Source organism: Falcatimonas sp. MSJ-15, from assembly GCF_018918265.1.
Classification (GTDB): Bacteria; Bacillota; Clostridia; order Lachnospirales; family Lachnospiraceae; genus Falcatimonas.
Genome location: NZ_JAHLQC010000013.1, coordinates 82,491 through 94,603, shown reverse-complemented (window position 1 = coordinate 94,603; position 12,113 = coordinate 82,491). Strand labels below are relative to the sequence as shown.

Here is a 12,113-nt window from a genome sequence, read left to right as displayed (position 1 = left end):
TCTGTCTGCTCTTTACAATGCTTATTATAAAACCTGCTTCATTTAAAGTGAACCCCACTAAATGGAAACTTTTTTGTTTCCATTTAGATAGAATTGTATTGTATATTGACTTTTTCAAAACATTTGTTTATAATTATGCCCATAGTTTTTAATTGCTAAATTACAGTATTAAAAGGGGGACACAATTATGAGCTTACGCAACGCAGGTTTAGTAATTAGAGAAGCCCGCTTAAAAGCAGGCTTAACACAGGAACAATTATCAGATGGAATTTGTCGTTTAAAATCTTTATCAAAAATAGAAACTGGAGTTCTCGGTGTAAGTCCAAGTACTTTTGAAGCTCTTATGGAGCGTGCCGGCTCCAATACCAAAGCATCTCCTATATTTGCAAACCGCACTGACTTTAACTGTTTTTATTCATTAAAGCGTTCTCACTTTTTTTTGGATTATTGGCAGCTTAGATCTGCCTATGATGAATTAGAAAAAATTGAAAAAATGAATTGGGCTAATAACAAATACTATTATCAAGAATGGCTATTACTTCACTGTAAGATCCAACTTCGTTCAGGATGTGGCAACCACAGACAGAATTATGATACTATCACTGACGCTATCAGTATCTCCATTCCTGATTTTCATTATGATGAAATAAATAAAATGCTCTTATCAATTACTGAAATTGAGCTTTTTATTGCTCTTGCACATGAAGCTTTTTATATTAACGAATTAGATATATGTGTTGACATATGTTCTCAAATATCAACTTATCTTACAAACAGCGCACTTTCTTTTTATGAAAAAGAACAGCTTCTTGCTGAAAATGCTATTGTATATAGCAAGTATTTACTTGCTATTAAAGATTTTAATGCGGCCTATAAAATGGCTGATGCTTTTCGACATAAAGCTGTTTTTAACATGAATAATTCTGTATTACACGAGCTATCATTTCTTACAGCACTTGGATTATATTATAATGGTGATATTAAGAATGCTTATGAATTATTTGAGTCTACAATTTATTCTGCTCATTCAACAGGAAGTTGCTATGCTACAATTTGCACTAATTATATAAAAACACTTCATAATATAAAGGTTTCAGATGATTTAATTAACTTACCTATTATTCCGTTAGAAGCTTTTGATTTCAAAAGTTTCTACATTGTATCAGAAGATTTAGGTGACGGCAGTTATGATTTAACATCTCCAGACACGTTATCGCTTGGCGGTCTAATTAGAGAACTTCGTATAGAACAGAAGCTCTCTCAGACTATTTTGTGTTATGGACTTTGTAGTAAATCTAAATTATCTAAGATTGAAAATAATATTTTACAACCAGAAATTGCTCTTGCTGAAGCTCTTTTGCAAAGACTTGGAATAAATGACAATGCTTTTACTTTCTTGGGTAACAAGCATGAATCTGAATTATCCTCTTTACAGCAAGCACTTAGAAAAACTAAGTATTCTGATTATAATTTAGTTAAAAACCTTTTACATTCAATGGAAAAGGTTTTAACACCAAAAGATACTTTGTATTATCAATATTTTTTATATAAAAACACAAATTATCTTGAAAATTGCGAAGAAATAATAACTCAGCTTAACGCTGCATTATCACTTACCCTTCCAAATTTTAATATAAATGAAATTTTAAACTATCATTTATCATGGCTAGAGCTTACTATTTTAAACAGCCTAAGTGCTGCTTATTGCGATGGTCCTTCACCATCTCTTGGCATACAATATTTCTATAAAATTCTAGAATATATAAGCACTAATAATATTGATATTTTTTTAAGTTCAAAAATTAGTGGCATTACTACCGCCATGCTATTTAGAAGACTATATCGTTTCAACCGTTTTTCGGAAATGATTGAAGTACTACCCATGATAACTTCAATAAATCCTTGCATTGCAACTGATATTTGTTCTTTAGCTAATATATATGCACACTTTTCGCAAGCACTTGGTGAATGTAAACATTATAATAAAATGATAACTATAGCCAAATACTCAATTGGCTGTTATAAGCTCTACGAAAACGAAAAACTTATAACAAATTTATGTCAATTTATTCATGAAGACTTTAACATTGATATTTATTAAAAATCAATATTTTCTTCTTTAATTTCTCCATTAGGTTCTATAACACTTATGCTGTTTACCCCCACAACTGTAACCAGCATGAGTGTCATTCCTATTATTGTCATTATTTTTCTTATTTTATTCTGCATCTTAGTTTCTTATCACTTAAAATGTATCTTTATTATTTCTATATTACTTAAGTGACTTTTCCTTTCCTGTAATGCTTTTATACTATCATACATCTTAAGCTTAAGGAACCCCACTAAATGGAAACTTTTTTGTTTCCATTTAGATAGAATTAACATCAATGTGATACATTTCTTTGCCATTAATATATGCTTCTATATTCTTACATACTTCTTCCATCAACCTTCTTCTTCTTATTAAGCTTCTTCTTCGGTCAGATTAACAGGTACTGATATATCTCTTTTAGTATCTGACTTCTGTACAAGTATATCGGCTTCTCTTTCTGCCTTTTTAAAAAACTTAGTTTATCTACGTTGCGCTTACATATATACCATTACTCATGAACATCCCCCCCTAGATAATCTTTTTATCTAAGTATAGTACTTCCATGATGTTTTTTTAAGTAGTAATCGTAATACAAATTATGAGCGTTTTCTACATATTTTTTACAAATTTCATTATAAGATTAACACTATGGATAATAGCCTTTTTCTCAAATTCGCCATAGTCCATTGTAGCAGAGTTATCAGCTTTATCTGAGATGAACTGAACTTTCCATTCTTGGAACTACGCCAAAGTCATATCCGAATCCTGTAGCATCCATATCATGGTAGAGTGCATCTGATGATAATACTATATCTCCTATTATTTTCTAACATTTTCATGTATAAATATTTGTGGTATCTGATACCATTCTCCATCATTCAGCCTCCACACATCTTTCTTCATTGTCATTATAAGTTATCCACCATACTATTGCTAATATTATAATAAATGCTATCTCAAAATCCCAAAAGATATTCAAATGTTTATAACTAATACATGTACTAGCGATCATAGTTGCCAATGGACTTATACAAAGTGTAATTAGTAATATTATAGAAGATGTTCTTGATCTGTAACTCTTATCTACAGATAATATTACATTAACAACACTTACCGTTCTAAGGCAGCCTGATGTTATTCCAACTATTAATATTCCACAACCTAATAAAAATATATTTTTGCAACTAATACACATAATACCAGGAATACTTGTCAAAATAGCACAAGTGATTATCTTTTTCTTATTTTTAGTATCCTTATTGCAAATTACTGCCAATAGATTACCTATTATAACTCCTATACTTAAGATAGCAAACATAACTCCTATACCAAAATCTTTAGATAAAGAACCTACCGCCTGATTCATATACTCAGTTATATATGGTTCTAATGGTGATATTAATATTGAGATTACTATTAATAAAACCAGATTTATAATATTCTTCTTTTGTGAAAATACTTCTTTTATTCCATCTTTTATTTCACCCAAAAGATTAGTATTATCTGATTTCACTTCTATTTCACATTTTTCAATAGAAAGACATACTATCGCCGATACCAAAAATGTAAATGCATCAAAATAGAATGCATTATAATTTCCTAATATTGATATAAAAAATCCACCAGCTGTAAGACCTATTATACTAACTATCTGATATGCTGAATTAGCAATTCCACTTACTTTTGAATATTCTTCTTCATTCAGCATACAAGACATATATCCTGAACAGCATGGTTCAAAAAAGCTTTCAGCCGTAGATACAATAAATGAAACAATATATATGATATATATTTGATTATACTTCTGCATAATAGGAATTGTTAAAATAACAATTGCCCTAACAATTTCGCATATACTCATTAACGACTTTTTATCATATCTATCAGATACTGCCCCACCAAATAATGTAAATATTATATTAGGTATAGCTGAAATTACTGATACAATTCCTATTGATATTACATTTCCTGTAATCTTGTAACATAACATACATAATGCAATATACTCAATATTATCGCCAAATCTGGACAAACATTGGGATAATACAATCTTTAATACATTCTTATTCAACGTCAATTCCTCTCTTCTTGTAACATTTCATTAGTCTTCAAAATCCAATGTGATAGACTTTGGGATTGACATGTTTCCATCATAGATGCAACTGCATCCATATTAATCTCTTTTAACTCTACACTAAACACATTTTTCACCTCCCATCACATATATCAAGCTAACTATAAGAAACATATAATCCATATATTTTTTGCCTACTCTTTACGTTAATCATTATAACATGCATATTATTAAAACAAAACCCCACTAAATGGAAACATTTTGTTTCCATTTACTTATAATTATGATGGACAATATACATTACTATCCCCACAACACCACTAATAACTATATAATATATTGATGAGAACTTCACTGACATTATTGATAATATTGTCATTACAAATTCATTCTCAAGAAGTGCTATCATCGCATATCCACCGCCAAATGTGAATGCTCCTATCTTTAGAAAATTTAAAAATAATGTAACTACTTTTTTTCATTATCTTACTACATTTCTTTCTTTGCCATTAATATATGCTTCTATATTCTTACATACTTCTTCCATCAGCCTTCTTCTCGCTTCTACACTTCCCCACGCCATATGTGGTGTAATAAGAAGTTTTCTGCTGTCTTTTATATCAAACAGTGGATTGTCTTTAGTCATTGGTTCTCTTGTAAGAACATCTAATCCTGCTGCCGCAATTATATCATTCTTAAGTGCATATGCAAGGTCATTCTCGTTGACTATAGGTCCACGCCCAAGGTTAAGAAGTATTGCACTCTTCTTCATCTTATTAAGATTATCTAAGTTAATAAGCCCCTGTGTATTCTCATTAAGTGGTGCATGTATTGATATTATGTCTGACTCTCTTAACAGCGTATCTAAGTCAACTCTCTCATAGTCGCAGTTATTATTCCTGCCAGATGTTGAATAGTATATCACTCTGCATCCAAATGCCTGTGCTACCTTAGCTACTTCACGTCCTATCGCTCCAAGACCGATTATTCCGTATGTCATACCTGTTATATCATTAAAGCTCTCGCCAAGATATGTAAATGCCAGTGATTTTATATATTCTCCACTCTTTACATATTCATCATAAGTTCTTAATTTTTCAAGAAGATAGAATAGCATCGCAAATGTATGCTGCATTACTGTAGGTGTTGAATATCCGCTTACATTAGTAACAGTTATATTCTTGCTGTTAGTATAATCAAAATCTACATTATTAGTGCCTGTTGCAGTTACACAGATAAGTCTTAAGTGTGAAGCTTTGCCAAGTGTCTCTTCATTAAGCATAACTTTGTTAGTTATTATAATATCTGCATCTTTTACACGTTCTTTTGCTTCTTCTTGTGAACTCTTCTCATATACTGTAAGTTCACCATATTTTTTAAAAACAGATAGATCTATATCTGCTCCAAGTGTATTGCTGTCTAATACTACAATATTCATATCTTTATTCCTCCTGTATAATTATTCTATCTATGAAAGAAATTCCTGCATAACTTCTTCCACAATCTTAGCTTCTTCTTCAGTCAGATTAACAGGTACTGACATATCTCTTTTAGTATCTGACTTCTGTACAGGTATATCGGCTTCTCTTCCTGTCTTAGACATAGAAAGTGCTTCTGACACACTGTAGATTAACATCTCTTTTTGATATGAGCTGTCTAATATAACTGTGCTTATAAGTGTTATGCACAGATATGTAAGTGGCAGTATTAATAATAAGTAGTTATTGATATCTATTGATACATCTGGTGCCAATAATGTCTTTCCCGATATGACACTTGTTATTACAACTTCATATATCATAAGAATCTGTATACATCTTAGTATCTGTTCCTGCCTGTTTAAAAAACTTAGCTTATCTACGTTGCGCTTTGCGTATATATATGGTTCTTCATATAGTGCGCCAAGTTTCTGCATATTAGTATACTTAAGGCTTATCTTCTTAAGGTGACAGTTCTTGGTATTAGATATATGGATACTGTCTCTAATAGCTTTAGTATACCACATATAGTTCTTAATCCTTAGTATTATTCCTACCAAAAATGTGACTGTTGTAATAAGTATTGCACTTACATATATAACATTATTCATGAATATCCCCCCTAGATAATCTTTTTATCTAAGTATAGTATAGTACTTCCATGATATTTTTTTAAGTAGTAATCGTAATACAAATTACGAGCGTTTTCTACATATTTTTTACAAATTCCATTATAAGATTAACGCTGTGGATAATTGCTTTTTTCTCAAATTCACCATAATCCATTGTAGCAGAGTTATCGGCTTTGTCTGAGATTGCTCTTACTATAAGGAATGGAATATTATTAAGTGTTGCTGCATGTGCTATTGCTGCACCTTCCATCTCTGTACAGTATCCGTCAAAGTGTTCATTAATCCAGTCTTTTTTGGCTTTGTCTGAGATGAACTGATCTCCACTTACTACTCGTCCTATATGAACATTGATGTCCGGGTTAACTCTCTCACAACATTCTTTTGCAAGATTTATAAGTCTTACATCACCTTTAAATACTGAGCTTTCCATTCTTGGAACTACGCCAAAGTCATATCCGAATCCTGTAGCATCCATATCATGGTAGAGTGCATCTGATGATAATACTATATCTCCTATATCTATCTGATTCTTAAGTGAACCTGCAATTCCTGTATTAATTACTGCATCTATCTTATAATCATCTACAAGTATCTGTGTGCATAGCCCTGCATTAACTTTACCTATTCCACATCTTACTACAACTGCTTCTTTGCCTTCAAGCGTTCCTTTATTGAATGTCATTCCTGCTTTTTCTCTTGACTCTACATTAGTCATCTTCTCGATAATAGCATTAACTTCTTCGTCCATTGCTCCTATTATTCCTATCATCTATAATTCCTCCTACTAATATCTGCTTATTCTTATTATCTCTGTCTCTAATTATAGCACGCACTTTTTAATATAAGCAACTAATTTGTGAATTGCGAACATCTTCTTACTGTGTTATAATTCTCATTATTGTTTAACAATTATCAATAGTGTTTATTCATTTTTACATGTAAGGAGGAATATATTGTTATGATAGCATACAAGACAAAAGGCACTTGTGCCAGAGAAATCGATTTTGAAGTTGAAGGTAATACTGTAACTGGCGTTAAATTCGTTGGTGGATGTATGGGTAATACACAGGGTGTTGCCAAACTTGTTGAAGGTATGGATATTAATGAAGTTATTAACAGACTTGAAGGTATCCAGTGTGGTGTTAAAGGAACTTCATGTCCAGACCAGCTTTCTAAAGCTTTAAAAGCTTATCTTGAGAACAAATAATCGGAGGCAGTAAAATGAAAAAAATCATTTTGACAGGCGGAGGTACAGCAGGTCACGTTACTCCAAATATTGCACTTTTGCCAAAGTTAAAGGAAATGGGCTTTGATGTATCTTACATCGGTTCATATGAAGGTATGGAGAAGAAACTTATCGAGGAACAGAATATCCCTTATTATGGAATATCATCTGGTAAATTAAGAAGATACAAGAGTATCAAGAATCTGTCTGATCCTTTTAGAGTTATCAAAGGATTCTTTGAAGCCTGCTCTCTTATGAGGAAGATAAAACCTGATGTTATATTCTCAAAAGGCGGCTTTGTTGTTGTTCCTGTTGTTCTTGCAGCTAAACTTCACAGAGTACCTATTGTTATTCACGAATCTGATATGACACCCGGTCTTGCAACCAAGATAAGTATTCCTTGTGCTACCAAAGTATGCTGTAACTTCCCGGAGACAGTTAAGATGCTTCCGGAGAAGAAAGCTGTTCTCAGTGGTTCTCCAATAAGAAAGGAGCTTCTAAGTGGTAACAAAGAGAATGCTTACAGATTATGTGGCTTTGACGGTTCTAAGCCTATTCTCTTAGTTGTAGGCGGAAGTACAGGTTCTGCTAATGTTAATAATGCTATAAGAAGTATTCTTGACAGACTTCTTGTATCTTTTGACATCATACACTTATGTGGTAAAGGTAAGACTGATGCCAGTTACAATGATAAAAAAGGTTATGTTCAGTTTGAATATGCCAAAGATGAACTTAGAGATTACTTCGCAGCTTCTGATATAGTCGTATCAAGAGCAGGTGCTAATGCTATCTGTGAACTTCTTGCTATCAGAAAGCCTAATCTTCTTATTCCTCTCTCTGCGAGAGCAAGCCGAGGAGATCAGATTCTTAATGCTAATTCTTTTAAGGCTCAAGGATATAGTGAAGTGATTGATGAAGATGATCTTAATGATGATCTTTTATATAATACAATTATGACTCTGTACAAGAACAAAGATACATATATTAAGAATATGGATAAGAGTTCTCAAAGTGACGCTGTTAAGATTATTACTGAACTTTTATATAAAACTGCTAAATAAAGCTTTTATATAAATTATTGTATAAAAAATGGATATTCATAATTATGGTATTGGCTTCTGCCTGATATACCTTAGTATGGATATCCATTTTTTATCTTAATAGATGTTTTTAATAATGTACTTTTGTATTTAATATGCTTTTGCGAGTTTTAACTTTCGTAATGATAATGCAGTACTATTTACTTTTAATTAGTTGTGACTAATTAAGTTCTGCTACTACTTTATCTCTTATCTCTTTTAATTCTTCAGGTGTTGATTCGCCTGATGGGAAGAGTTGTAAGCCATCACCTTTATATCTTGGAATTATATGCATGTGGAAGTGCATTACTGTCTGTCCTGCTGCTTCTCCATTGTTCTGCATAATGTTAATTCCATCGGCATTAAGTGTCTTCTTAAGTGCCGCACCTACTTTTGATGCTACCTGTAATACATACGCCTTAGTCTCCTCATCAAGTTCAAAGAGATCCTTTGCATGTCTTTTAGGTATGATGAGTGCATGTCCTTTTGATGCCGGTGATAAATCAAGTATAACTTTTACTAATTCATCCTCATATAAACAATTTGATGGAATTTCTCCATTTGCAATTTTGCAAAAAATACACATATCTGCCATTTTTATTCCTCCTTAAACATCTTTTTTTATATTTTGTCACTTTCTGTAAACAAATTATGTTTGTAATTTGCCCATTTAAGTGATAAACTACTTTATATGTATTCAGGGACTAACCCTGTTAATTATGAGAGGTGGCAAAGCATGCTTAGTGAAGACGAATATAATCTTCTTTCAAAAACTCAACACGACAATCCTGATTTATATGCTCTTTTTGAAAAAATCATTGGTTCATATTCAGGTTCACTTAATCATCTGACTCATGAATTCAGAAATATAATAACACTTATTAACAGTAACTGCCAGCTTATGCAGTTTAAAAATCCTGATTTTAACTCTGATACTGTATGGACTATGTTAAATGAAGATGTTGCATGTATGACGAAGATGATATCTGAGATATCAAACTTATGCGAAAATTCTAAATTAGAGATTGAAACGTTTGATGGATATAGCTATTTCAATAATCTATGTGTGGATTTTCGTGATACTTTTAATAGCAAAAACTTTTCTTTTACATATTCTATTACAAAACATATTCCATCCTGTTCTTTTGATACAATCAAAATATGGCAGGCTCTTTATTATGTATTAAATTTTATATTCTCATGCAATTCTGATAACATCTGTGTCAACCTTAGAATGTCTTTTTCAAAAGATATTATTAAAATTGTTATAAAGGATAATAACAAACATTACAAGCAGAATAAAAATGATAATATCTTTACTGCTTTTTATCGCTCTCCCGCTTTTGAAGGTGCAAGAACTTCTCTGTGCTTTGCCAAAAAAATATTTCTTTTACATAATGGTTCAATCACTCATAGAAATCTTAGAGATTCCGGTAATGAATTCGTTATTACCCTTCCTTGTGTATATAAAGAGAATGTCAGAAGCCAAACATCTGATCTAACATTCTTAATGTTTTAAAATTGCCTTTTGCTGACATCTCGCCTGACATAAATGCTTTTTGAAATGTCTGCTCTCCTGCTATGATCTGCTTAAGTACTTCGGATGTGAGCTTACCTGTCACATCTGCGTCTTCACATGGCTCATTATCTATTGTAACTTCTTCTTCATCTGCTCTAATATGTATACATTCGTCCGTATCACTTATATGTATCATATATTCGGCATTCAGGTCTTCTACCGGCTTTGCTCTGTTCTTAAGAACTGCAATATAGTCTGTAAGTCCTTCTGATGTCTCGTCAGAAGTTGCCATCATACTCATAAAGAGTGTTGAGAGTTCTTCTATATCTTCTTTTTGTTTTTTTACATATTCATCATTAGATACATACTTCGATAATTGTTCACTTTCCTGTGGTGTAAGATCAAGGTTGTCTTTCATCACAGCCTGTGTTATCTCATTAGTACTTGTTGGCAGTGTCTTTGTCTTCTTAGAGATTACTCTGTATATGTCTTCTGCTTTTTTCTCAACAACTTCCATATATTCTGTATTGAGTTCGAATTCTAATGTATCACTTACATACGCACTTAGTCCTTCGCATGTCTTACCACCTATCATGTCCCATGCTCTCTGAAGCATATATACGCCTTCTCTCTCGCCATACGTCTGTGACATTACTACTGGAAACATATATAAACTTCTCATCTTTGCTTTGTCACCATACAGCCAGCAGGCATCAAGGAACTGCTGCATATATCCTCCGATTCCAAGCCATTCTATTGTTGTAGCAAGAATTATTCCATCGGCATCTTTCATTGTCTGTGGAAGTGTTGTAATACTGTTCTTAAGTTCAAAAAGATTATATCTCTCTGTTGTAACACGCAGTTCGTCAAATACTGCCTGCATCTTCTCTAACACTAATTTGGTAGGATCATCTACAAGACCTCTGCCACCATAATATATGTTTACTTTCATACCTTTTCCCTCCGTTTTGTCTTATTATGTCACTTGGCAGACTTATATCTGTCAGTTATTAAAACCATAATTAATGCTATTATGATTCCTGACACAAGTCCCCCGATATGTGCATAGTTGTCGATTCCTGTATCGTTGAATCCTGACAGTATACTTAGTAATGCAAACATTATAAGTCTCCTTGGATCTATTCTCACTTCTCCACTTCTAATATGCCCAAAAATTGTAACTACAAGAATCGCTCCAAGAACGCCAAATACTGCTCCTGATGCTCCTGCACTTACTACCATTCTGTCTCTTAGTGCATAAGAAGCGACTGATACTATACCTCCGATTATCCCGCTTAGAAGGTATATAATAAGGAATCTTATCTTACCTACATATCTCTCAAGTGCCTCTCCAAGTACCATAAGTGCTAACATATTGCTTATAAGGTGTTCTATTCCAAAGTGCATAAACATACTTGTGAATATTCTGTAATATTCACCATATTGTGTTATATATGGTGTAAATGCTGCGCCTAGTTCTACCATCGTAACATTGTTAAATCCACCATTCTCATAGATTACAATAAAATATATTATATTAACAGCTATAAGTGCAAGTGTCACAATCGGCATATCTCTTAGTGTTCTCTTAGGCTTTGTTACTTTACCAAGTACCGCATCTTCTATGACTGTTCTTAATCCTCCAAAGTCGTATGGCTGATCTTCATATACCATAAGTCTTTTACTTATTGTATCAATTATCCAGTAAGAGTTATCAAAGTACAGACTTTCTCTTACTTTTGCCACATTGTCTGTGAATATAAGTTTTATAATATCGCAATTTTGTATTCCTCTTTTTTGCAAAAATCCAACAGCTACGTTATTAATCATAGTAAAAAATTCTGGTGTAACATTCATTCCATTTTGAACATCTATTAATATTATCATGTGTTCTTTAGATAAAAGCAGATTGATACAGCTATTATCTGTTCTTATAAGTGTATATCCTCTATTAATTATTGCTGTTAATATCCTGTTTTGCACTCTGCATCACCACCTGTATTTTATTGTGTTT

General features: G+C 32.3%; 13 protein-coding genes and 1 pseudogene. 4 read left to right on the top strand and 10 right to left on the bottom strand.

Features of this window, described 5'->3' with window-relative positions; all coding sequences use genetic code 11:
* Positions 1-187: 187 nt before the first annotated feature.
* Positions 188-2,101, top strand: coding sequence for a helix-turn-helix transcriptional regulator (locus KQI85_RS11225; protein WP_216576178.1), 1,914 nt, complete (start codon positions 188-190; stop codon positions 2,099-2,101).
* Here KQI85_RS11225 and KQI85_RS16825 read toward each other — a convergent pair.
* The 7 genes and pseudogenes from KQI85_RS16825 to KQI85_RS11200 form a co-directional block, all read right to left on the bottom strand.
* A complete protein-coding gene (locus KQI85_RS16825; protein WP_256448211.1) occupies positions 2,098-2,229 on the bottom strand; it encodes a hypothetical protein in 132 nt (43 codons plus the stop codon). The two genes, KQI85_RS11225 and KQI85_RS16825, sit on opposite strands and share 4 nt — an antisense overlap.
* A 737-nt stretch (positions 2,230-2,966) precedes the next feature.
* Positions 2,967-4,163 carry an MFS transporter gene (locus tag KQI85_RS11220; protein WP_216576177.1) on the bottom strand — a complete coding sequence of 399 codons (1,197 nt, stop codon included), beginning with the start codon at positions 4,161-4,163 and terminating at the stop codon, positions 2,967-2,969.
* Positions 4,164-4,165: 2 nt separating this feature from the next.
* Complete coding sequence (locus KQI85_RS16820) at positions 4,166-4,294, bottom strand: hypothetical protein (protein WP_256448210.1); 129 nt, start codon at positions 4,292-4,294, stop codon at positions 4,166-4,168.
* A gap of 251 nt (positions 4,295-4,545) precedes the next feature.
* Positions 4,546-4,641, bottom strand: a pseudogene (locus tag KQI85_RS16610) (chromate transporter); the annotation flags it as partial.
* A gap of 6 nt (positions 4,642-4,647) precedes the next feature.
* Positions 4,648-5,604: a D-2-hydroxyacid dehydrogenase gene (locus KQI85_RS11210; RefSeq protein ID WP_216576176.1), complete on the bottom strand. Its 957-nt coding sequence runs from the start codon at positions 5,602-5,604 to the stop codon at positions 4,648-4,650.
* Positions 5,605-5,634: 30 nt separating this feature from the next.
* Positions 5,635-6,255 (bottom strand): hypothetical protein, encoded by a 621-nt coding sequence (locus tag KQI85_RS11205; protein WP_216576175.1) that lies wholly within the window; start codon positions 6,253-6,255, stop codon positions 5,635-5,637.
* Between the two features lie 97 nt (positions 6,256-6,352).
* The gene (locus KQI85_RS11200; RefSeq protein WP_216576174.1) at positions 6,353-7,045 is read right to left on the bottom strand and encodes a 5'-methylthioadenosine/adenosylhomocysteine nucleosidase; all 693 of its coding nucleotides are present in this window, start codon (positions 7,043-7,045) and stop codon (positions 6,353-6,355) included.
* A 192-nt stretch (positions 7,046-7,237) separates the two neighbouring features.
* Here KQI85_RS11200 and KQI85_RS11195 point away from each other — a divergent pair, with 192 nt between their 5' ends.
* Together KQI85_RS11195 and KQI85_RS11190 are read left to right on the top strand one after the other, a co-directional pair.
* Entirely contained in the window at positions 7,238-7,483 is a 246-nt protein-coding gene (locus KQI85_RS11195) for a TIGR03905 family TSCPD domain-containing protein (protein ID WP_216576201.1), read from the top strand.
* A gap of 14 nt (positions 7,484-7,497) precedes the next feature.
* A complete protein-coding gene (locus KQI85_RS11190; RefSeq protein WP_216576173.1) occupies positions 7,498-8,562 on the top strand; it encodes an undecaprenyldiphospho-muramoylpentapeptide beta-N-acetylglucosaminyltransferase in 1,065 nt (354 codons plus the stop codon).
* A 199-nt stretch (positions 8,563-8,761) separates the two neighbouring features.
* Here KQI85_RS11190 and KQI85_RS11185 read toward each other — a convergent pair whose 3' ends face one another.
* Entirely contained in the window at positions 8,762-9,175 is a 414-nt protein-coding gene (locus tag KQI85_RS11185) for an HIT family protein (protein WP_216576172.1), read from the bottom strand.
* A 141-nt stretch (positions 9,176-9,316) separates the two neighbouring features.
* On the opposite strand from KQI85_RS11185, the gene KQI85_RS11180 reads away from it, so the two are divergent.
* Entirely contained in the window at positions 9,317-10,099 is a 783-nt protein-coding gene (locus KQI85_RS11180) for an ATP-binding protein (protein WP_216576171.1), read from the top strand.
* On the opposite strand, the gene KQI85_RS11175 is transcribed toward KQI85_RS11180, so the two are convergent.
* The gene (locus tag KQI85_RS11175) at positions 10,059-11,051 is read right to left on the bottom strand and encodes an SCP2 sterol-binding domain-containing protein (RefSeq protein WP_216576170.1); all 993 of its coding nucleotides are present in this window, start codon (positions 11,049-11,051) and stop codon (positions 10,059-10,061) included. The genes KQI85_RS11180 and KQI85_RS11175 overlap by 41 nt on opposite strands.
* Before the next feature lie 29 nt (positions 11,052-11,080).
* On the bottom strand, positions 11,081-12,082 hold the full coding sequence (locus tag KQI85_RS16975) for a rhomboid family intramembrane serine protease (RefSeq protein WP_216576169.1): 1,002 nt from the start codon (positions 12,080-12,082) through the stop codon (positions 11,081-11,083).
* Positions 12,083-12,113: the final 31 nt, after the last annotated feature.